Source organism: Azorhizobium sp. AG788 (assembly GCF_004364705.1).
In the GTDB taxonomy this organism is placed as follows: Bacteria; Pseudomonadota; Alphaproteobacteria; order Rhizobiales; family Xanthobacteraceae; genus Azorhizobium; species Azorhizobium caulinodans.
On the sequence record NZ_SOBM01000001.1, the window covers coordinates 529,321 to 548,168 of the forward strand.

General features: G+C 63.2%; 16 protein-coding genes, 1 tRNA gene and 2 pseudogenes. 6 read left to right on the top strand and 13 right to left on the bottom strand.

Annotated elements, in window-relative coordinates; genetic code table 11:
- The 3 genes from DFO45_RS02435 to DFO45_RS02445 all read right to left on the bottom strand — a co-directional run bounded on the left by DFO45_RS02435 (position 1) and on the right by DFO45_RS02445 (position 2,803).
- Positions 1-1,233 carry an MFS transporter gene (locus tag DFO45_RS02435; protein WP_280960271.1) on the bottom strand — a complete coding sequence of 411 codons (1,233 nt, stop codon included), beginning with the start codon at positions 1,231-1,233 and terminating at the stop codon, positions 1-3.
- A 111-nt stretch (positions 1,234-1,344) separates the two neighbouring features.
- Positions 1,345-1,875: an RNA 2',3'-cyclic phosphodiesterase gene (gene thpR / locus DFO45_RS02440; RefSeq protein WP_133863607.1), complete on the bottom strand. Its 531-nt coding sequence runs from the start codon at positions 1,873-1,875 to the stop codon at positions 1,345-1,347.
- 67 nt (positions 1,876-1,942) lie between these two features.
- Positions 1,943-2,803, bottom strand: a complete 861-nt coding sequence (locus DFO45_RS02445) for a GyrI-like domain-containing protein (RefSeq protein ID WP_133863608.1) — start codon at positions 2,801-2,803, stop codon at positions 1,943-1,945.
- A 175-nt stretch (positions 2,804-2,978) separates the two neighbouring features.
- Here DFO45_RS02445 and dapF point away from each other — a divergent pair, with 175 nt between their 5' ends.
- The 5 genes from dapF (at position 2,979) to DFO45_RS02470 (ending at position 7,058) form a co-directional block, all read left to right on the top strand.
- Positions 2,979-3,830, top strand: a complete 852-nt coding sequence (dapF, locus tag DFO45_RS02450) for a diaminopimelate epimerase (protein WP_133863609.1) — start codon at positions 2,979-2,981, stop codon at positions 3,828-3,830.
- A gap of 2 nt (positions 3,831-3,832) precedes the next feature.
- Complete coding sequence (gene mtaB, locus DFO45_RS02455) at positions 3,833-5,122, top strand: tRNA (N(6)-L-threonylcarbamoyladenosine(37)-C(2))-methylthiotransferase MtaB (RefSeq protein ID WP_133863610.1); 1,290 nt, start codon at positions 3,833-3,835, stop codon at positions 5,120-5,122.
- A complete protein-coding gene (gene ftsY / locus DFO45_RS02460; protein WP_208299728.1) occupies positions 5,119-6,060 on the top strand; it encodes a signal recognition particle-docking protein FtsY in 942 nt (313 codons plus the stop codon). Before mtaB ends, ftsY begins: the two co-directional genes overlap by 4 nt.
- Before the next feature lie 129 nt (positions 6,061-6,189).
- Positions 6,190-6,265: transfer RNA gene (locus DFO45_RS02465), tRNA-Ala, on the top strand.
- A gap of 280 nt (positions 6,266-6,545) precedes the next feature.
- A complete protein-coding gene (locus tag DFO45_RS02470) occupies positions 6,546-7,058 on the top strand; it encodes an ureidoglycolate lyase (protein WP_133863611.1) in 513 nt (170 codons plus the stop codon).
- 20 nt (positions 7,059-7,078) lie between these two features.
- Here the strand turns inward: DFO45_RS02470 and DFO45_RS25170 are convergent.
- Positions 7,079-7,295, bottom strand: a pseudogene (locus DFO45_RS25170) (LysR family transcriptional regulator); the annotation flags it as partial.
- On the opposite strand from DFO45_RS25170, the pseudogene DFO45_RS02475 reads away from it, so the two are divergent.
- Positions 7,296-7,424 (top strand): annotated as a pseudogene (locus DFO45_RS02475) (NmrA/HSCARG family protein); the annotation flags it as partial. It abuts the pseudogene before it with no gap.
- Between the two features lie 596 nt (positions 7,425-8,020).
- Here the strand turns inward: DFO45_RS02475 and DFO45_RS02480 are convergent.
- From DFO45_RS02480 to DFO45_RS02520, 9 genes are all read right to left on the bottom strand, one after another.
- A complete protein-coding gene (locus DFO45_RS02480; protein WP_133863612.1) occupies positions 8,021-8,521 on the bottom strand; it encodes a TIR domain-containing protein in 501 nt (166 codons plus the stop codon).
- 1 nt (position 8,522) lies between these two features.
- On the bottom strand, positions 8,523-9,116 hold the full coding sequence (locus DFO45_RS02485; protein ID WP_133863613.1) for a 7-cyano-7-deazaguanine synthase: 594 nt from the start codon (positions 9,114-9,116) through the stop codon (positions 8,523-8,525).
- Positions 9,113-9,829 carry a hypothetical protein gene (locus DFO45_RS02490; RefSeq protein ID WP_133863614.1) on the bottom strand — a complete coding sequence of 239 codons (717 nt, stop codon included), beginning with the start codon at positions 9,827-9,829 and terminating at the stop codon, positions 9,113-9,115. The genes DFO45_RS02485 and DFO45_RS02490 overlap by 4 nt, the downstream gene beginning before the upstream one ends.
- Positions 9,826-10,809 carry a hypothetical protein gene (locus tag DFO45_RS02495; RefSeq protein ID WP_133863615.1) on the bottom strand — a complete coding sequence of 328 codons (984 nt, stop codon included), beginning with the start codon at positions 10,807-10,809 and terminating at the stop codon, positions 9,826-9,828. Before DFO45_RS02495 ends, DFO45_RS02490 begins: the two co-directional genes overlap by 4 nt.
- A complete protein-coding gene (locus DFO45_RS02500; RefSeq protein WP_133863616.1) occupies positions 10,809-11,303 on the bottom strand; it encodes a DUF4231 domain-containing protein in 495 nt (164 codons plus the stop codon). The genes DFO45_RS02495 and DFO45_RS02500 overlap by 1 nt, the downstream gene beginning before the upstream one ends.
- Before the next feature lie 70 nt (positions 11,304-11,373).
- Positions 11,374-13,992, bottom strand: coding sequence for an AAA family ATPase (locus DFO45_RS02505; protein WP_133863617.1), 2,619 nt, complete (start codon positions 13,990-13,992; stop codon positions 11,374-11,376).
- The gene (locus tag DFO45_RS02510) at positions 13,989-16,142 is read right to left on the bottom strand and encodes an N-6 DNA methylase (RefSeq protein ID WP_133863618.1); all 2,154 of its coding nucleotides are present in this window, start codon (positions 16,140-16,142) and stop codon (positions 13,989-13,991) included. Before DFO45_RS02510 ends, DFO45_RS02505 begins: the two co-directional genes overlap by 4 nt.
- On the bottom strand, positions 16,129-18,501 hold the full coding sequence (locus DFO45_RS02515) for a DEAD/DEAH box helicase family protein (RefSeq protein WP_133863619.1): 2,373 nt from the start codon (positions 18,499-18,501) through the stop codon (positions 16,129-16,131). Before DFO45_RS02515 ends, DFO45_RS02510 begins: the two co-directional genes overlap by 14 nt.
- A 40-nt stretch (positions 18,502-18,541) precedes the next feature.
- Positions 18,542-18,694 carry a helix-turn-helix domain-containing protein gene (locus DFO45_RS02520; protein ID WP_133863620.1) on the bottom strand — a complete coding sequence of 51 codons (153 nt, stop codon included), beginning with the start codon at positions 18,692-18,694 and terminating at the stop codon, positions 18,542-18,544.
- Positions 18,695-18,848: the final 154 nt, after the last annotated feature.

Genomic DNA, 18,848 nt, shown 5'->3' on the forward strand with positions numbered 1-18,848 from the left:
CTAGGTCCTGTTCTTTCCGGCCAGCGTATCGGCTTTCCGGAGCGCGGGAAACAGCCACATCCAGCTCAATGCCACCAGAATGGTGCCGACGCCGCCCAGGATGCCGGCGGGCACGGCGCCCATGAGGCCGGCGGTCATGCCGCTCTCGAACTCGCCCAACTGGTTGGAGGTGCCGATGAAGAGCGAGTTCACCGCCGACACGCGTCCGCGCATCTCGTCCGGCGTGTTGAGCTGCACCAGCGACTGGCGCACCACCACGCTCACATTGTCGGATGCGCCCATCACTGCGAGCGCGACCAGCGAGAGATACAGGTTGGTTGAGGCCGAGAAGACCACGGTGGCGAGACCGAACGTCGCCACGGCCGCGAACATCTTGAGGCCGACGTTCTTCTTCATCGGCACATGCGCGAGCAGAAGCGCCATGCCGATGGCGCCGACCGCAGGTGCCGAGCGCAGCAGGCCGAGACCCCAGGGGCCGGTGTGCAGCACGTCGGCTGCGAAGATGGGCAGCAGGGCCGTGGCGCCGCCCAGCAGTACGGCGAACAGGTCCAGCGACAGCGCGCCCAGGATGAGCGGCCGCGACCAGACGAAGCCGACGCCGGAGAAGACGGAGGAGAGCGTCACGGGATCACGGCGGGGGGCGGGCCGCTCCAGCCGCACCGTGGTCATGGCGGCGGCGGCGAACAGATAGGAGAGGGCGGCGATGGCGAGCGGTGCCTGTGCGCCCAGCACATAGAGCACGCCGCCGAGGGCCGGGCCGATGATGGTCGCCGTCTGCATGGCGGAGGTCGCCATGGCGATGGCCCGGTGCAGCAGGTGCTCGGGAACGAGGCCGGGCAGCAGCGCGGTCTGGGTGGGGTGCTCGAAGGCCCGCGCGCCCCCCAGAACGGCAACGGCGACGAAGATGCCGCCGACGCTCAGCGTGTCCGTGGCGGCGCCGATGGCGAGCAATGCGAGCGCGAGGCCCGCGACGCTCTGGCAGACGATGACGATCCGCCGCCGGTCGATCCGGTCCGCGAGCGTGCCCACCACGAAGGTCAGGAGCACCATGGGCAGGAACTGGCAGAGGCCCACATAGCCGAGATAATAGGCGTCCGCGGTCTTCTCATAGACCATCCAGCCCACCACCACGCCGGCAATCTGGAAGGCCAGCGCGCTCATCACGCGGGCGACCCAGAAGGCCATGAAGGCCGGGTGACGGGACAGGCGGTCTGTCTCGGCGAGAACGGTCACGGAACCTCTCCGGGGCGGCTTTATGCCACGCTTATGATCCGCTCTACAGGCGTTTGCCGACCTGGGAAAGGATGACGCTGCGTCCGCTCCGCTCACGAAGCGCGTGAGCGGTCAGTGCAGCGGATATTCCGCTTCCACGATGTAGGGGCCACCCCCCACGCTGTCACGAGACGAGTAGAGCACGAACCGCGGCACGTGAAAGGGAACGCTGCGATAGAGCCCGCGGGTGGCGAGATAGTCTGCCACCTGCCGGGTGGAGGCGTCGCGCAGGCGGGCGAGCGTCACGTGCGGGCGGTAGGTGCGTTCCGCCGCAAGGCCGAGGCGCTGCATGATGCGCTCATGCTCGGCCTGGAGTTCCATCAGGGCCGTGCTGGTCTTCACGCTCGCGAAAACGGTGCGCGGCTTGTGGCCGCCGAACTGGTCAAGGCCGTCGAGAACCAGATCGAAGGCCCGCCGCCGCACCTGCCCCAGCACGAGGGCGATGTCGCGGGCCATGGCGTCGTCCACGTCGCCGACGAAGCGCAGGGTGACGTGATAATTCTCGGGATCGATCCAGCGGGCACCCGATATGCCGCCGCGCAGCATGGTGAGCGTGGCGCCCACCTCGCCGGGAACCTCAATCGCGGTCAATAGCCGAGGCATCGGACCCTCCGCGGATACTACATGGCCGACAGTGAATGAGATTCGCGCCCCCGAGGGAAGCGCGGCCTCACCGCACCGGAACGAGAATGTCCACCACGAGCTGATCCGGCGCCGTGACGCGCGGATCGGTGTGATACTGCTCGATATAGAGATCGAGCGCGGTCAGGTTCCGCGAATCCAGGAAATTGGCGATCTGCTCATAGGTGTCGTCCATGTCGGCGAAGGAGCCCCGGTGCGGGAACTTCAGCGCCTTGCCGTTGAACGACTGGGCGAGCTTGATACCCTTGCCCGGCGTGCCGGAAGGAGTGCCCGAGTAGGGAATCTGGGCCTCGAACTCGAAGCCCGCGTCATCGCTCTGCGTATAGACCACCATCACGTCTCCGGCGGCCTTGAGCCCAAGCTTGTCCATCTCGGCCTGGACGGCATTGAGGGCGGCGACGATGGAATCATACCCCTCGTCCCAGCTCGACTGCCCGCTCTTCACTGCCACGGCGACGGGAGAGAGGACAGCGCCTTCGCCGGAGAACACGGTCTGGCCCTGTCCGTCGGGTGCGGGCGTCGCGCTCGGCAGCGGCTGGGCGGCCGGGCTGTTGGAATGCGTGGGCATGCCGGGCATGGGCGTCACCGCATTCGGGTCCGCCGGCGGCTTGGGCGGCGGGGGCAACTGTGCTTCCGCGGGCGCGGCGGCCGGCGGGGGCGAGGCGGGCGCCGTCTGGGGCGTGCTGGGGGCGGGCGTAACCTGCGGTGCGGGGCTGGGAGCGGCTGTGGATGGCGCCTGTGCCTGCGCCGGCGTCGTTCCGGCGGGCGCGGTCTGGGCGGAGGCGAGACCGGTCAGCGCCAGAAGGCAGGCGGCGACGGTGCCGCATCTAAAAGCCCCTGCCTTCATTCCGCGTCCACCGAACAGACCCGCAGCCTCGTCTGCGCGCATCGCGCTCTCCCTCAACTCACCGAACCGCCGCATCACTGCTCTAGCATGTTCGGCGCCGCACCCAAGAGGGAGTTTGCCGCTCCCCATGGGTCAGCATTGCGACGGTAGGGGTGGCGCTTGCGCCGCCTCCCGCCATATAAGGTCGACAGTTTTCTGGTGTCTGGACGCCGCTCCGATGCTTGCCCATCGCCCTTTTGTGAAGATGAACGGTCTCGGCAACGAGATTCTCGTGCTCGACCTGCGCCACGAGCCGGAGGACGTGCCCGCCGCCGCGGCGCGCGCGCTCGCCCGTCCCGGCGTGCTGCCGTTCGACCAGGCGATGGTGCTCTATCCTCCGCGCCGCGCCGACACCGCCGCTTTCGTGCGCATCCTCAATTCCGATGGCTCGGAATCGGGCGCCTGCGGCAACGGCACCCGCTGCATCGCGGCCTATGAGGCGGGCCGGATCGGCGAGCGGCACGTGCTGTTCGAGAGCGCCGCCGGGCTGCTGGACTGCGTGATGCAGCCGGACGGCCAGGTGACCGTGGACATGGGGGCGCCGCGCCTCGGCTGGGATGCCATTCCGCTGGCCCGCCCCGTGGCAGACACCAGCGCCGTGCAGATCGAGGGTTTCGCGAGCCTTGGCCCCGCCAGCATGGTCAGCATGGGCAATCCCCATGCCGTCTTCTTCGTGCCCGACGCCAACGCCGTGGACGTCGAGGCGCTCGGCGCCACGCTGGAGCATCACCCGCTGTTTCCCGAGCGGGCCAATATCTCCTTTGCTCAGGTGCTGAGCCCCGATCATATCCTGCTGCATGTGTGGGAACGCGGCGCAGGCCGCACCCGCGCCTGCGGCACCGCCGCCTGTGCCACCGGCGTCTCCGCTGCCCGCACCGGCCGGACCGGTCGCAAGGTGCGCGTAACGCTGCCCGGCGGCGACCTCGTGATCGACTGGCGCGCCAGCGACGACCACGTGCTGATGACCGGCCCGGTGGCGCTGGAATTCACCGGCACGCTCACCTCCGACATGCTCACCGAGGCCGCCTGAGCATGGGGCAGGCGGGCGCGCGGGAGACGGAAGGCGTCGAGGTCGTCACCTTCGGCTGCCGGCTGAACACGCTCGACAGCGCCGAGATCCAGCGCGCCGCCACCGCCGCCGGCCTCACCCGCACCGTGATCGTCAATTCCTGCGCCGTCACGGCCGAGGCGGTGCGCCAGGCCCGCCAGAGCATCCGCCGCCTCAAGCGCGCCGATCCCACGCTGAAGGTGGTCGTCACCGGCTGCGCCGCGCAGACCGAGCCGCAGACCTTCGCCGCCATGCCGGAAGTGGACCGGGTGGTGGGCAATGGCGCCAAGGGCGCTGTGGAGACATGGGCTGAGGCCCGCGCCGCCTTCGATTTCGGCGTCAGTGCCGAGGAGAAGGTGAAGGTGGACGACATCTTCGCCGTGCGCGAAACGGCGCTCCACATGGTGGACGGCATGGACGGGCGCACCCGCGCCTTCGTGCAGGTGCAGAACGGCTGCGACCACCGCTGCACCTTCTGCATCATCCCCTATGGTCGGGGCGCCTCCCGCTCCGTGCCCATGGGCGACGTGGTGGCCCACATCCGCGCGCTGGCCGAAGGCGGGCAGAAGGAAGTGGTGCTCACGGGCGTCGATCTCACCTCCTATGGTGCGGACCTGCCCGGCGCGCCGACCCTCGGGCGGCTGGTGCGCGCCATTCTGCGGCAGGTGCCGGAGCTGGAGCGCCTGCGCCTTTCCTCCATCGACAGCGTGGAGGCGGATGCCGACCTCCTGCGTGCGCTGGCGGAAGAGGAGCGGCTGATGCCGCATCTGCATCTGTCGCTGCAATCGGGCGACGACATGGTCCTGAAGCGCATGAAGCGCCGCCACTCGCGGGCGCAGGTGATCGCGCTCGTGGAAGAGATGCGCCGCCTGCGGCCGGACCTCGTACTGGGCGCGGACCTCATCGCCGGCTTTCCCACCGAGACGGAAGCCATGTTCCGCAACTCGCTCTCCATCGTGGATGCCTGCGGCCTGAGCTTCCTCCACGTCTTTCCCTTCTCTGCCCGCGCCGGCACGCCCGCCGCGCGCATGCCGCCGGTGCCGGGCGACGTGGTGGACGCCCGCGCCCGCCGCCTGCGGGAGAAGGGCGAGGAGGCGCTGCGGCGGCATCTGGCCGCCGAGATCGGCCGCCGCCATCCCGTGCTCGTGGAGCGCGGCGGCATCGGCCGCACCCCCTATTTCACGCCGGTGCGCCTGCACCGGGCGGCGCAGCCCGGCGCCGTGATCGATCTGCGCATCGCCGGGCACGACGGCGCGCGTCTGGTGGCCGCATGAGCGAGACCTCTCCCCCCGAAAAACCCGGCTTCTGGCGCCGCCTGACCTCCGGTCTCGCGCGCACGGCCACTTCCCTCACCCAGGGGATCACGGATCTCGTCACCAAGCGCAAGCTCGATGCCGAGACGCTGGAGGAGCTGGAGGATCTGCTGATCCGTGCCGACCTCGGCACCGCCACCGCCGCCCGCATCGTCGAGGCGGTGGGCAAGGGCCGGCACGACAAGATGATCGCCCCCGACGAGGTGAAGGGCCTGATCGCCTCGGAGGTGGAGGAGATCCTTGGCCCCGTCGCCAAGCCCTTCGTGCCGGACGCCGGCCAGAAGCCCTTCGTGGTGCTGATGGTGGGCGTGAACGGCTCAGGCAAGACAACCACCATCGGCAAGCTCGCCGCCCAGTGGCGCAGCGAGGGCAAGAGGCTGACGCTCGCCGCCGGCGACACCTTCCGCGCCGCCGCCATCGAGCAGCTCAAGGTGTGGGGCGCGCGCACCGGGGCCCATGTGGTGGCCCGCGAACAGGGCGCGGATGCCGCCGGCGTCGCCCATGACGCCATCACCGAAGCCCGCGCAAATGGCTCGGACATCGTGATGATCGACACCGCCGGCCGTCTCCAGAACCGCACCGAGCTCATGGACGAGCTGGAGAAGGTGGTCCGCGTCATCAAGAAGCTGGAGCCCACCGCCCCCCACGCCGTGCTGCTGGTGCTGGATGCGACGGTGGGCCAGAACGCGCTCAATCAGGTGGAGGTGTTCGCCCGCACCGCCGGCGTCACCGGCCTCGTGATGACCAAGCTCGACGGCACGGCGCGCGGCGGCATCCTGGTCGCCATCGCGCAGAAATATCGCCTGCCCATCCATCTGGTGGGCGTGGGCGAGGGGGCGGAGGACCTCCAGCCTTTCTCCGCCCGCGACTTCTCCCGCGCCATCGCGGGTCTCGACTGAGGCGCGGCGATGGGGCGCCGGCCCATGCGGCGCCCCGGCTGTGCATGGCGCCGGGGGCAGGGGACTTCTCCACACCCCCTCGCTTGACAGGGCCGGGCCCACCCCGTACATGCAGCCATCCCATGGATCGGGGCCGTAGCTCAGATGGGAGAGCGCTGCAATCGCACTGCAGAGGTCAGGGGTTCGATTCCCCTCGGCTCCACCAATTCCCGATCCTCTGTCTCACATTCGGCTTAGATCAGCGCAGCACGTAACAGGTGTTCATCGTTTGCGTGTCGGGCTGCCCCCGGCCACCAACATCTCGTCCGCACGTGCCTTTCATCTCACCTGCCAACCTCGGGCGCTAGCGCATCACCTTCGCCGCTCGAGTGGAAGGGCGATCTACGGCATCACGACCTGCGGTTTGCGTGGAGACGAACAGCTTGCGCCATCCCCCGCCGTCACCTTAGGTGCGTGCCGCATTCCTTTTCCGCACCATAGGCGCCATGCTCTCCCTGATCCCCCTTGCCCTGACTCCCGAACGCTTCGCGCCCTTCGGCGCCGTGGTGCGGCGGGGGGCGCCGCTGGTCGTGAACGAGGGATTCGCGCAGCGGCGCGATGCGCGGCTGGAGCTGGAAGGCCGCGAGCCGGGCGCCCGGATGTGCCTCTCTCTGTTCGATGTGAGCGTGCGCCCCGCCCCGCTTCTGGTGCGCCAGTTGGAGCGGCATCCCTGGTCAGCGCAGGTCTTCCTGCCCGTGGACGGCTGCCGGGCGCTGGTGGTGGTCGCCGGCAGCACGCCCGACGGCGGCGTCGATCCGGTGCAGCTTGCCGCCTTCATCGCCGGGCCCGAGGACGGCATCCTCTACGCGCCCGGCGTGTGGCACCTCGGCCTCAGCAGCCTCGACCGCCCGGCGCGCTTCCATATGGCCATGTGGTCCGGCACGCGGCCGGATACGGAGCTGTGCGATCTGCCCGAACCCGTGCAAGTGGAGATGGCGGCGGCGGGCGTACCCAAATGAGCAGCCACGCAGCCCGTGCCTCACGCCGAGAGATAGGTCGCCAGCTCCTCCGGCGTGCCTTCGGGAAAGGCCTCCTTCAGATGCGCCAGAAGGGCTTATAAGCGGGCATTCAGCAGCCGGCGCGAGGGGGGAGAGCGCCCAGAGCGCCGTCTCCGGCCCTTCCCTGGTGCCCCGTTGCGCGAGCCGGCCCGCGGCCAGGTCGGCACTTGCCAGTGAAAGTGGCAGGCGCGCGGCGCCGAAATGCGCCTCATGGCCGAGCGCTATGTGAGCGATGGCATGATCCCGGAAGCCGGCGACGTGGCGCGGCTGACTACGCTCCTCGCCCGGTCGCTCCACACCTACAGCGACTTCGCGAAGGCAATAGCCAGAGCGATTTGGGGCTCCGCCGTCAGTCCCCGTATGCCGCTCCGCCTCCCCAAGATAAGCGGCCTCTCCGGGGTGGACGCCTGAGCACCTGTCCAACGCGGCAGAACGCTGGCGACCACCGAGGAATAAAGGGGCGAGATGGGGCTGCGCTCACACTGGCCCATCGGGTCACCGTGAGTGCGGCCTTCGCTTCTGATGGCAGGACACCAAAAGAAAGGACCGCCAGAAGCTGTAGCTCCTGACGGCCCTGAAATGGACGCTGTCACGACACCGATCGGCTTGCACGCGCCCGGATCGCGAAAGATGAATCCTCGATCACTCCCACTCGATGGTCAATGGGTTTGAGTTGGTGTTGTAGTTATTGAGCTTTCCGCCCATGACCAATGTCGATACCAACTGCGATACCACCAGGGTAAGGCCGCTGGATTCGCGGATTCTCTACAGCAGTCATCCCGCCATAAGCGCATTCTACATCATAAACGAGCGTCGCGAGAATGCAGACTAAAAGAGCTTGAGCTTCGGAGGATGGCGGAGGCGCTCACCCAGCCCGCTGCGGCAGCGCCACCGGATACCACTCCAGAAAGAACGCCCACCGGCTATCGCTTCGTGCTCGCATCCTCGATGGCCTTCATCAGCGCAGCGTGCTCCCACTTCACAGACTTGCAGCCGTTCTGCTGGAACGCTGGCGGGACATTAGTCGGGGACTTGTCTCCCTTGTAGACGCCAATGACGCCCTTGCCGCGCTTGATGCTCTCCTCGATTTCCCAGTTCACCCATTTGCTGGAGGCCGCTTTATCGGAGAGATACACCACCGTTACCGAGCAGCGGTCGATCTTGTCGCGGATTTGGCGCTTGATGTAGTCGGCGTTGGCGCTATCGAACGGCTCCTTGACGGAATGGTCGTCGAACTGCAAATCGACCTTGTCATTCTTCGCCTGACCACGAAGCAGGTTCACTTCGTCTAAATCTTCATGGTTGAAGCTAATGAAAACGTGCCTGCTGGCGTCACCTTTCGCCTCAGATAGCTTCCGCTTTGCCTGTTCTTCAAGGCGCTTGATGTCATAGCTAGAAAGACCGCCGCCCGAGCCTCCACCCATGTCATTTCCCCTTGTCGAATTGAAATTCCAAGCAGGCGATGCACCGCCCGCAAGGTTCTGAATTGCCGGTATGGCACGAGTAGGTGCCCGTGATGCCCTTGGCCTGCGCCAGCCTGACCACATCAGCTTTGCTGAACTCGATCAATGGCGTGAGCACCTTGATCTGCTGCCCCATTGCTGCGGAGATGGTGGCTTCGGCCTGAGCCACAAATTGCCGTTTCTGGTCGGGGAACAGACTGAATTCCTCCGCCAGCAGGCCAATCGTCACCGATGATGCGCCTTGCTGATAGGCATACGCGCTGCCCATCAGCAAGAACATCAGGTTGCGGCCGGGCGTGAACGCATCGGCTTTAACATCGAGGTCTTGACGGGTCAGGCCAGATGCGATGACGCGCCCGAAACCCGATAAATCCATCCTCGTCGGCGCCGGAAGGCCCAAGGCATCGTGGACAAGCTTACAAGTTTCCCATTCCCTGCTGGCTGCCCGTTGACCGTAGTCAACGAACAGCGGGAATTGCTCTATACCTTCTTCCTTCGCCATCACGCTGACCAGCGTCGAATCAAGGCCACCGGAAACCAGGTTCACGAAGCTCATAGGAAAGCTTCCTTCTTGGCTACGCGCATCGTGAGCCAGGTTGCCAAATCGACGCAACCCATCGAATGGCCGAATTCAGCAGAAATCTCCCGAAATGTGTCCTCGATTTCCTCATAGAGCGAGAGGCGCCCCAACTTGCTGGGCGAGAGCGACAGGCCGCGCGCCAGTTCCAGATAGTCCAACACATGGACATCCAGAACGGCCAGGTCGGCGCAGTAGCCAACACGGCGTAGAAAGAGGCTGGCCTGTTTAGGGCCAAAGCCCCAAACGTGGTGCATCAGGGTCTCGCGGGCCTCCCTCGCATTCCGCGCATCGAATAAAAATCCACGGATCGTTTGGGATTGCCCATAAATTTCAACGATGGTCTTGGCCAGCAAGGACGCAAGTCGGTTCTTGAAGCGTGGCCGAACCCATCGTTGCGTCCCGTTGCGCGCAGGAACAGGCAGTGGATCGGATAGAGCCGCAACAACCTTTCGTTCAATAACCTGGACGCTTCGTCCGCGCGGTGCAGGCTGGAGCAACTTCTTTTCACGTAGCCGATCCGCCGTTGCTACCGCCATCTCGAAAACCATCTGGCTGCCGAAAATGCAGATCGCCGCTTCGTACAGAAATTCTTCTTCCGCCATCTGCTGCCAGTTCTGCGCCGCAGATGCATGTGTCTCGACCTCAAGACACATCGCGCGTATGGTCTGGTTGATGATGTCCACGGTCATGGCTGACTCCAGCCGGCAACATCGGCAACGTGGCGATGGGCGCGAGAAGGCAGATTGGATCGGCAGAATTCCGGCAAGCGATCCTGGCTCACCGCGTCGCGCAGTCTTCTCATCCAATCGGAGAAGAATTCCAGATTATGGGCCAACGCGCGCGCTTGAAACGACAGCTTGTCGTCATCACCCCACGCGGTCTGTCCGGCAAAGAAATCGGCCTGCGAAAGATGATAAAGCAGGCCAGATTCATGATCGACTACCGTCTGGCACCACTCCAACCCGTCGAAACTGTCGGCACCCATCGCCGAGTAAAGGGCGATGGAAATGGGGTTGCCTGTGCCCAGCAGGTGCAAAATGACGTAGCGCCCGAGTTCATTCAAGGCCGTCCGAATGGACTTTACGACACGGGCACGCTCCAGAACGCCGTCGCCCAACCTGCGTTCTGGAATCGCCAGCATCGTGACGCCAGTCTTGGCGGCGACAGCCGCGCACAGCGCCGGCAATTCACCGGCCGGGGCGTGGACGATGGGAATGATTTGGCAGCAACCCGCAGCGGCTTGATCCGCTTGCCAGCGTTCGGCGACCAAGGCAACGTGATCGTCCGCGTTGGCTGGTGGCTGTTGCTCATCGAAGCCGAAGGCCAGATCGCAAGGGAAATCGGCCAGAACCTTGTGAAAGTCTGCTTGCTTCCAATCTGCCTGCGCGTCCTTCCAGAAACTTTCATAGTTGCCGGAATCCATCAACGTGATGATGCCCGCCTGACGAGCAGCACTTAGTGCCTGTTGGGCCGACTGCGGCTGATCGACGCCTGCGAGATCGAAGGCCGATACCAGAAACTGGCCGTTCAGCCCGCCCAGAGACGATAGCAACTGTAAATAATCCAGCGGGCGTAGCGCCGTCTTCACCGAAGAAATGGATGGGAAGTACACGGGCAACGGCAACGACCGTGCTCCGATGGCCAGCTCAGTGGGGCGCGCGACAGGCATCACGCGCCCTCCGACTTCTGCACCGTGGCGGCGCGGCGGGTTTCATTGAACCAGTTGGCGTGTTCGGTCGAGACGTGCTCTTCGACCCTTTCAGCCAACGCAACTAGCCGCTCGGGTTCGGCTAAGCCCTTGTAGGGGCCTGCGGCAGAAAGGAAGAGGTATTTTTCGTGCTTGAGACGCTCTGCCGTTGCCCTGTAGCTGAACCAAAGAGTCGAATACTGATTCATCTGCTGAACAGCTTCCAGAACGGCAATCAAGACGCCGAAAGCTGATGCGGCCCATTTGGCGTACTCCGCAGGCAACAGACTCGTTGCTGGAATCAGTGCCGCAGACGCGAACTGTGCGATTTTCAAGCGTTTGTACCACCCTTGGGCGTGCTGGCTCTTGCGATCATACCAGTTTAACTGATCGACGAGCCGGAACCATGCCGGGTGCGCCGCAACTGACTCAGGCGCCGGCGGCTCGGGATTAGCATTCTTCTTGTCGTCTGCCATGTCGTCACAAATCTCCTTTGAACGCCTTGCCAAGAATGCTCGAAAGCACGGCATCTAATTAGGCGGCGTCCTAGCTCAGCACAGGCTTCACCGCATTCTTTTGGCGGTCACGTATGGACTGAATCCAGTCTTCTAGCGCCTTGACCTCATTAAGCAGTTCATCAAGCGAAACGGCTTCGGGATTCAACGCCTGTGCTGACGAATGAAGGTCTTCGGACAGCCTCGATTGGGCCGCCATCACGTGCTTCACATCGTCCTCTGTGAGAATGCCGAGCTTGAACATCGAGGTCGGCTTGACCTTGTTGTCGAACCGTTCAAGGACGGGCCGGATATAGTCGGAGATTGCCTGTTCCCAGGCATCGCGCAACTGACCAATAGTGCCTTTGCGGAAGATGGTGCGTTGCGTATCCGTCAGCTTGTCAAAGCCGGGTTTTGCTGCTTTGAGAGATGACCGCAGGGCGTTGCACATCTCAAGTCCGGATTTCGCCTTGTCCGGCAACTCGTTTTCAATGTAGCCGGGCTTGTCCTGCTGCCGACGGACATTGCGAAACGCTATTGGCCGGTTTGCCTTTTCCGCTTCGCGGCGAAGTTCGTACAGGAACACGAGGTCATGCGTGAATACGACGACCTGGCGGTGTTCCGCTTCCTCCACCAGCCGCGACGCAACCGCGCCCCTGTGGATGTGGTCGAGCGATGACATTGGATCGTCGAAAACGATGCCGGAATAACGCTGTGCCGTGACCAGCTCGGCGAGGAACGCGGCGAGCGCGACGCAGCGGTGCTCGCCTTCGCTGAAGATCTCGCCGACCTTGGCGCTAGGATTCTCCACCAACGCAACACGAAAATACGACACCGCCTGCCGGTCTTTCTCCTTGCGAAGCTCGACCGGCATTCTGGCCAGTTTCAGTTTTCCGATCTCGCGCGCAAACCGACCGCGTAGCGCGTCCGTCACCATGCGATCCGAGAGTTCTTTGTTCTTATCGGTGATCGGCTTTTTGGCGGTGGCCTTGAGCGCGGTGTTGATTGACTCGATGTCCTTGAGGCGCGCGATATGTGCCTTGATGTCCGGGAGCAGCGGCGCAAGGGCGGCACGGTCCTTGAGTTCAAGGTATTCGGATTTCAGTTTCTTGTAGTCGTCGCTCTGCGTATCGGCGGAAAGCTGCGCGGCACGGGTTTTGAGATCGGCTGCGAGCGCCGTAAGTGCCTGGAGCGGATCAGCGCCAAGCGGCTTGGGCTCGCCGTATGCCCTGACGATTGCCCGAAGCCGCCAAAGCACCACGACAAAGGCCCGGCGGACTTGCTGGGCAAGCGCCGCATCGCCGATCTCGGTGGCGAGGAATTTGCCGGATTTCAGCACATCGCCATGGCGCAGCATCTGCCCTTTCAACTGCGTGAGCGCAGCATCCAGCTTCGCGCGCGCCGTCGCTTCATCAGCCTTCGTCGAGCTTTTTACAAACGACTCGAATGTCTGCTGGCGCACCATTGCGTCAGCTCCGAGGGGCTGCTGACAAAGCACGCAAAGCGTATCCGGTTCGCTCGAAGGGAATGTCTTGCCGGGATAGGCCACGGTGTCCGCATAGGTGCGGGCGGCCTCCCACAGTTTTTGCCAGGCGGCTTGGCCTACCTCGGGCAACGGCGATGCGCTGAATAGCTGTTGCGATGCTAACGACGCGGCTTCCACGGCATCGCCGTGGGTCTTTCGTAGTGTATTGATTTCCACGAACGCCGCCGCGCTCGTCGCGCCAATTAGGGTTTGAAGGGTCGTCCGGATGCGCTCCACTTCGCCGCGCTGGTTATCAAGCCGCGCCACAGCGCGCTTGGGGTCTTGAGTGAAGTCGGTTTCCAGCGTGGAGAGGCGGCCGGTTTCCTGATTGCTGAAGGCGGCGAGTTTATCAAGCTGCGGGATGTTGGATTTCGCGCTCAACCCGAAGACGTAGCTGCCGGCAGCCGTTTCCCTGCTCAGCGAGGGGTTTGAAATCGCAAGCGGAACCTGGCTCTTGAGCGTTGCGATCTTGCCGTCGAGCGCCGTTTTAATGCGGTCGGAAGCATCCGCCAGCGCCTCCAGCAACCGCATTGGCCGGGGGATATAGGCTACCTCGTTGGTGCTTTCGACATGGATGCTTGCGCTTCGGGAGTCGAAGATGCTGACCGATGGCAGGTCGCCGTGCGGCTCGCCGTCGGGCGTCCAATTGAATTGGTCGGTGTTCGCACCCCGCGTGAAACATATCTCTGCAGATTGCGGCGTGTCGGTCTTGTCTTCCAAATCCCTGTGGATCGCGAACTTCTCGTCCCGCGACCGACATGCGTGCTTCAGGACGCGGACATAGCCGGACTTTCCCGAACCGTTGTCGCCGTAAATCACCGTCAGCCCGGCAGGCTCAAAGGACAGCTCCTGCTGGCTGGCAAGCGCGTTGATGGCGGTTGGATTTTTGATCGAAACGAGGGAAATCGGCTCTGCGGCGCTGGTTTCAGCCACAATATGCGATTGTGCAATCGGCGTATGGGTGCGCGCCGGATCAAGGCAAAGCTCCGTAAGTTCCACAATCACCTGATCGTCGAGCGTTTCACCTGTGACCAAGCGCCGAAGGGCGTCTCTCTGCCACGCGGGGCGCTTCTCTGCCCACGTCACGAGGTCCGCGAGGGCGGCCTTTTCGGTCAGGGGCGCGGATGGCGTGGTCGCGACGCTCATGCCGCCCTGCTCCCCGTTGAGGTGTTTGAAGGCTTGCCGCCTTCAAGGAGAAAGCTGGAGCGTGTGGCCGCGTTAAGACAATCTGTCGCCGACGAAGCGGCGGCATTAAGCATCTTCTTCAGGTCTTCAAGCCTGTTACAGGCATTTACAAACCGCTGCTGAGTCTCAATGTTTTTTGGCACGGGTATTTTAATCTTGGATAGCTGTTCAAAATACAATCTGAACCGCACTGATCCCTTTGTTTTCAGATTTATTTCGTGACGACCCGCCTCACTTCTCAAATAGTGATATACATATTCAGGCAATAGGTCTGGCCCACAGTAAAAGACGACGTAATCAGGGCTTGTGATGCCTTGCTGCGTATCGTCTCGGACAACGCCGATAGACCCAATATTGATACGCATGGGGTTGTAGGCAAGGTAATGCGTCCGCAGCACCTTGTATCGTTCAGGCGACTTGCCGATAGCAGTCTTCGGATTGGTAATCCCTTCCTCGGCAGAGACGCCCAAGAGCGGCATTTCGGGTGAATAGTCCTCACCGATCCGCTCGTCCGATTCATAAGTGTGGCTGTCGAGCAATTCCCACGGCGATTGTCCTATCAATTCCGTGACCTGCGCCAGTTCGGCTTTGATGGCATCGGCCTCGTCGGCATACGAGCGCATTTGCGCAGCGAGGGTTTCAAGGTTTCCCCGGTCCGCCAAAGAATTGAGTTTTCGGCGGGGGTTTTTGATGTCGAGATTGAGATTTTCGTCGAGGTCGTCCCGCCGAACAAGCCAAGATGTATCTGTTTCCTGCCTCGACGCTATGAGCGTCTTGAGCGGCTCTATCCATTCGTAAAGCAAGGGCTTGGTCTTGCTGAGCGAGTAGCCGAGCGGAAGGGACGGTTCGCAGTAGAGGATTGATTGCGTTGGTTCGCCGCGCTCAAAAAATATGACGTTCGATTGTATGTCAGTGTATGGGGCAAAAACATTATGAGGCAGGCGCACTATCGCAGTGATATTGAAATCGCCAAGCAGCGTTTCGCGAATGCGCTTGGCAACACCTGGGGATGAAAGGCTGCCATGCGGCACGACCACGGCAGCCCGTGCCGGGCGACCGACGGAAGTCGGCTGTCGCTTGAGCTTGCGCATGATGAGCTGGAGGAACAGCAGTGCCGTTTCCGCCGTCTGGCGGTCTTCTGGGAAATTGCCCTGGATGCCCTTCTCTTCCTCACCCCCGAAGGGCGGGTTGGTGAGGATCACATCAACACGCTCTTTCTCGCCGATCTCGGAGAGCTTGAAGCGCAGGGCGTTGCCGGGGTCGATCTGCGGCGCGTCCAGCCCGTGCAGCAGCAGGTTCATCTGGCAGAGCAGATAAGGCAGGGATTTGGGTTCGCAGCCGGCGATGGTGTCGTTTTGCAGGCGCTTGCGGTCGGCGACGGTCTTCACCTGCTTCTCAAGATGGTTGTACGCCTCCACCAGAAACCCGCCCGTGCCGCTGGCCGGATCGAGGACAGTCTCGCCGAGGCGAGGATCGGTGACTTCCACCATGAAGCGGACGACGGCGCGCGGCGTGTAGAACTCGCCGGAATCGCCCGCCGCATCGCGCATTTCGCGGAGCATGGATTCGTAGAGCGCGCCGAGGGTGTGCAACTCGTCCGACGACGTGAAATGAATCCCGCCTACCTTGTTGATAATGTCGCGCAGCAGATAACCGCTCTTCATGCGGTTATCGACACCCTTGAACACGGTGGCGATCACGTCGCGGCGGTTGTCGCCGTTGGAGCTTGAGAGAGAGCGCAGATAAGCGAACAGGCCGGGGCCTTTCGCTCCATCTGCGCGCACGGCCTCTTCGCTGTTGATGAAGGCCAGAAGCTCGTCGCCCGTGATGCCCTGCGGATTGGCGGCCCAGTCGCGCCAGCGATACGGGGCCTCAATGGCGGCCTTGAACTTCTTGCCGGATAGCGCGGTTTCCTCCTCACGCTGCTGCTCAAGGTCGTCGAGGAATTTAAGGAACATGATCCATGTCAGCAGAGGCAGACGGTCGAGGTCGCCGTTCAAGCCCTTGTCCTTGCGCATGATTTTGCGCGCGGAGTTCAGCAAACTCCCGAGCATCTGGGAGGTTGTCATCGGTGCGGCGTCAGCGCCGTTCTTTTTCTTAGTTCGTGCCATAGAGCAGTCCTTGCAGGTCGGTCACGGCCCGGCGAAGCTCATCGGGGCCACCGAACAGCTTGATGATTTCGGCGGGCTGGCCGTGAGTTGAGATGGGCGGAACCTTGAGCACGTCCGGCAAGACAAACTGCGCGTCGCCGTGCTCCGCGTATTTTTCCAGAAGCTCGTCGAGCACCTGACGCGCCTCGGGGGAGAACTTCTCGAAATAATCCTTGCGCTCGGCCTTGAGGCGCTGCGCCCGCTCGCGCCTTGTGCGAAGCGGCGCGTTGAAGGCCAGATGGCAAAGCAGGTCGAAGGGGTCGGCATCGGTCTGGCCGGTCTGTTCGGCCAGCACGTCGAAGTCGATCCCGCGCTCGGCCAGGGCGGCGATGATCTCGCTACGCTGGTCCGCGTCCGCCCACCGCCTGCGAAGCTCGGCGGAGGTCGGAGCCAATGACCGCACGCTTTCGGCGGCGTAGTCGGTGTACTTGACGACGCGAAGCTGCTTGCCGTTCGGATCAAGCTCGTGGACCAGATGGGCCACGACTTCGACCTGGCCGCCGTCGAAATAGAATTTGCGCGGCTCGCCGGTCGGCGGTTCGATCACGCCGGGTTCGCCTTCATCGGGCGGGGCGGGTTCCGGCTCCTGCCCTTCGGGGACGATTTCCGTCGTCGCGGTGGTTTCCCCGTCGTCGTTCACTTCTTCTTCCGTGATCCGGGCCGGATCGCCGTCGAAGTCCGGGTCGGCGAACATGCGGGTGGCCGAGCCGGTGTAGTCGAGGATGTTGAACCACAGCTTGCCGTAATCGTCGCGCAGGCGCGTCCCGCGCCCGATGATCTGCTTGAACTCGCTCATGGAGCCAACGACGCGCGCCAGAACGACATTCTTGCAGGTCGGCGCATCGACGCCGGTCGTCAGAAGCTGCGACGACGTGAGGATAACCGGCGTTTTGGTTTCGAGGTCCTGGAATTTGGACAGGTGGCCGCGCCCGATGGCGCCCTCGTCGGCGGTGACGCGCGCCACATAGTCGGGATACTGCGCCACAAGGTCGGCATTGAGGTTGACCAGCGCCTGCCGCATTTCCGAGGCGTGTTCCTGATCGACGCAGAACACGATGGTCTTGGCGAAACGGTCGGTCTTCTTGAGAAAGTCGGTCAGGTGGCGTGCGATGGCCTCCGTCCGGGCACGCAAGGCTATGGTCCGCTCGAAGTCCTTGGTCTGGTACTCGTCATCGGGGATCGTCCGGCCGAAGCGGTCAACCTCATCTCTGCTCGGCCGCCATCCGGCCGCGTCCCATTGTGTGACGACGCGATGAACACGATAAGGCGCGAGAAAGCCATCGTCGATGCCCTGCCGCAGGCTATATTCGTAGATCGGATTGCCGAAATAGAGGTAGGTGTCGCGGTTGTCCTCGCGCAGAGGCGTGGCCGTCATGCCAAGCTGGTAAGCGGGATTGAAATGATCAAGGATGACGCGCCATGAGCTGTCATCCCGCGCGCTTCCCCGGTGACATTCATCGACAATGATGAGGTCGAAGAAGTCCGGCGGATAGTCGCGAAAAAGCCCTACGCGGCGCTCGTCCTCTGCAAGCGCCTGATAGATGGCGAAATACATTTCCCGGCTTTTGACGATCTCGCCAGATTCGATCTTGTGGCGAGCATCCCCGAAAGGGGTGAAGGTCTTGTCCTTCGGATCGTCGATGAGGATGTTGCGATCCGCGAGAAACAGGATGCGCGGCTTGCGATACTCCCCAGTCCGGTTCCAGCGGCTCGACCAAAGCTTCCAGCAAATCTGGAAGGCAACTATGGTCTTGCCCGTTCCCGTCGCCATCGTGAGAAGCAGGCGCTTCCTCCCGGCGAGGATCGCTTCGACCGTCCGATTGATGGCGATTTGCTGGTAGTACCGGGGCGGCTTGCCGCCGACCGTGTTGTAGGGAGCGATTAGGTGCTCCACCTGCTCGGGAGTGTCGATTCCGCTACCCGCCTGATAGCGCCGCCAAAGGCCGTCAGGCGTAGGGAAGTCGGCGACGCGCGTTTCCGTCCCCTTGAAATAGTCGATCTCGATGATCTCGGCGCCGTTGGTGGCGTAGGCGTATTTGAGCCCGAGGATTTCCGCATAGTCGCGGGCCTGCTGCACGGCATCAGTCGCGGATTTGTAACTGGCCTTTGCCTCGACTACGGCAAGCGGGAAGTCCCGCGTGTAGCGCAGCAGGTAGTCGACCCGCTTGGGCGGCTTGCGGACGAAACCCTTGCCTACGGGAATGACGCGGCCATCCGTGATGGTGCGCTGCTCGGCGATAGAATGAGGTTCGTTATCCCACCCCGCCGATTGCAGCTTGGGCACAACGATTTTTCGGCAGGTGTCGGCTTCGTTTGTCATGCGCCCCCGCTGCCACCCTGCTGTTCCTCAACCTTACGCTTTATCCAGTTTGCGATTTCCTGCCGCTGGAACGCCACGATCCGCCGACCTTGAAGCCAGGAATCTTGCCTGCCGAGGCAAGCTTGTAGGCGGTCTTCTCATTGATCTTGAGAAGTTCCGCCATTTCCCGGATCGTCAGGATTTCGTCGTCCATGCGCCCATCGTGACTCGTGGTTGAGGAAGTTTATAGAAGATCGGAGAAAATCAGGGAAGGTAGCGGTAGCTTCCCATCTTGGGGCAAGCCGCGCAGGTTGGGCTGGGGCTGCCGCAGCATCACGTTGAAGATTCCCCTCTGAAAGCGGCGTTTT

What these genes read in the sequence shown, in the direction of transcription:
- thpR (WP_133863607.1), bottom strand. Translation starts at nt 1,875, where the DNA reads ATGCCTCGGCTATTGACCGCGATTGAGGTTCCCGGCGAGGTGGGCGCC.
- DFO45_RS02445 (WP_133863608.1), bottom strand. Translation starts at nt 2,803, where the DNA reads ATGCGCGCAGACGAGGCTGCGGGTCTGTTCGGTGGACGCGGAATGAAG.
- dapF (WP_133863609.1), top strand. Translation starts at nt 2,979, where the DNA reads ATGCTTGCCCATCGCCCTTTTGTGAAGATGAACGGTCTCGGCAACGAG.
- mtaB (WP_133863610.1), top strand. Translation starts at nt 3,833, where the DNA reads ATGGGGCAGGCGGGCGCGCGGGAGACGGAAGGCGTCGAGGTCGTCACC.
- ftsY (WP_208299728.1), top strand. Translation starts at nt 5,119, where the DNA reads ATGAGCGAGACCTCTCCCCCCGAAAAACCCGGCTTCTGGCGCCGCCTG.
- DFO45_RS02470 (WP_133863611.1), top strand. Translation starts at nt 6,546, where the DNA reads ATGCTCTCCCTGATCCCCCTTGCCCTGACTCCCGAACGCTTCGCGCCC.
- DFO45_RS02480 (WP_133863612.1), bottom strand. Translation starts at nt 8,521, where the DNA reads ATGGGTGGAGGCTCGGGCGGCGGTCTTTCTAGCTATGACATCAAGCGC.
- DFO45_RS02485 (WP_133863613.1), bottom strand. Translation starts at nt 9,116, where the DNA reads ATGAGCTTCGTGAACCTGGTTTCCGGTGGCCTTGATTCGACGCTGGTC.
- DFO45_RS02490 (WP_133863614.1), bottom strand. Translation starts at nt 9,829, where the DNA reads ATGACCGTGGACATCATCAACCAGACCATACGCGCGATGTGTCTTGAG.
- DFO45_RS02495 (WP_133863615.1), bottom strand. Translation starts at nt 10,809, where the DNA reads ATGCCTGTCGCGCGCCCCACTGAGCTGGCCATCGGAGCACGGTCGTTG.
- DFO45_RS02500 (WP_133863616.1), bottom strand. Translation starts at nt 11,303, where the DNA reads ATGGCAGACGACAAGAAGAATGCTAATCCCGAGCCGCCGGCGCCTGAG.
- DFO45_RS02505 (WP_133863617.1), bottom strand. Translation starts at nt 13,992, where the DNA reads ATGAGCGTCGCGACCACGCCATCCGCGCCCCTGACCGAAAAGGCCGCC.
- DFO45_RS02510 (WP_133863618.1), bottom strand. Translation starts at nt 16,142, where the DNA reads ATGGCACGAACTAAGAAAAAGAACGGCGCTGACGCCGCACCGATGACA.
- DFO45_RS02515 (WP_133863619.1), bottom strand. Translation starts at nt 18,501, where the DNA reads ATGACAAACGAAGCCGACACCTGCCGAAAAATCGTTGTGCCCAAGCTG.
- DFO45_RS02520 (WP_133863620.1), bottom strand. Translation starts at nt 18,694, where the DNA reads ATGGACGACGAAATCCTGACGATCCGGGAAATGGCGGAACTTCTCAAG.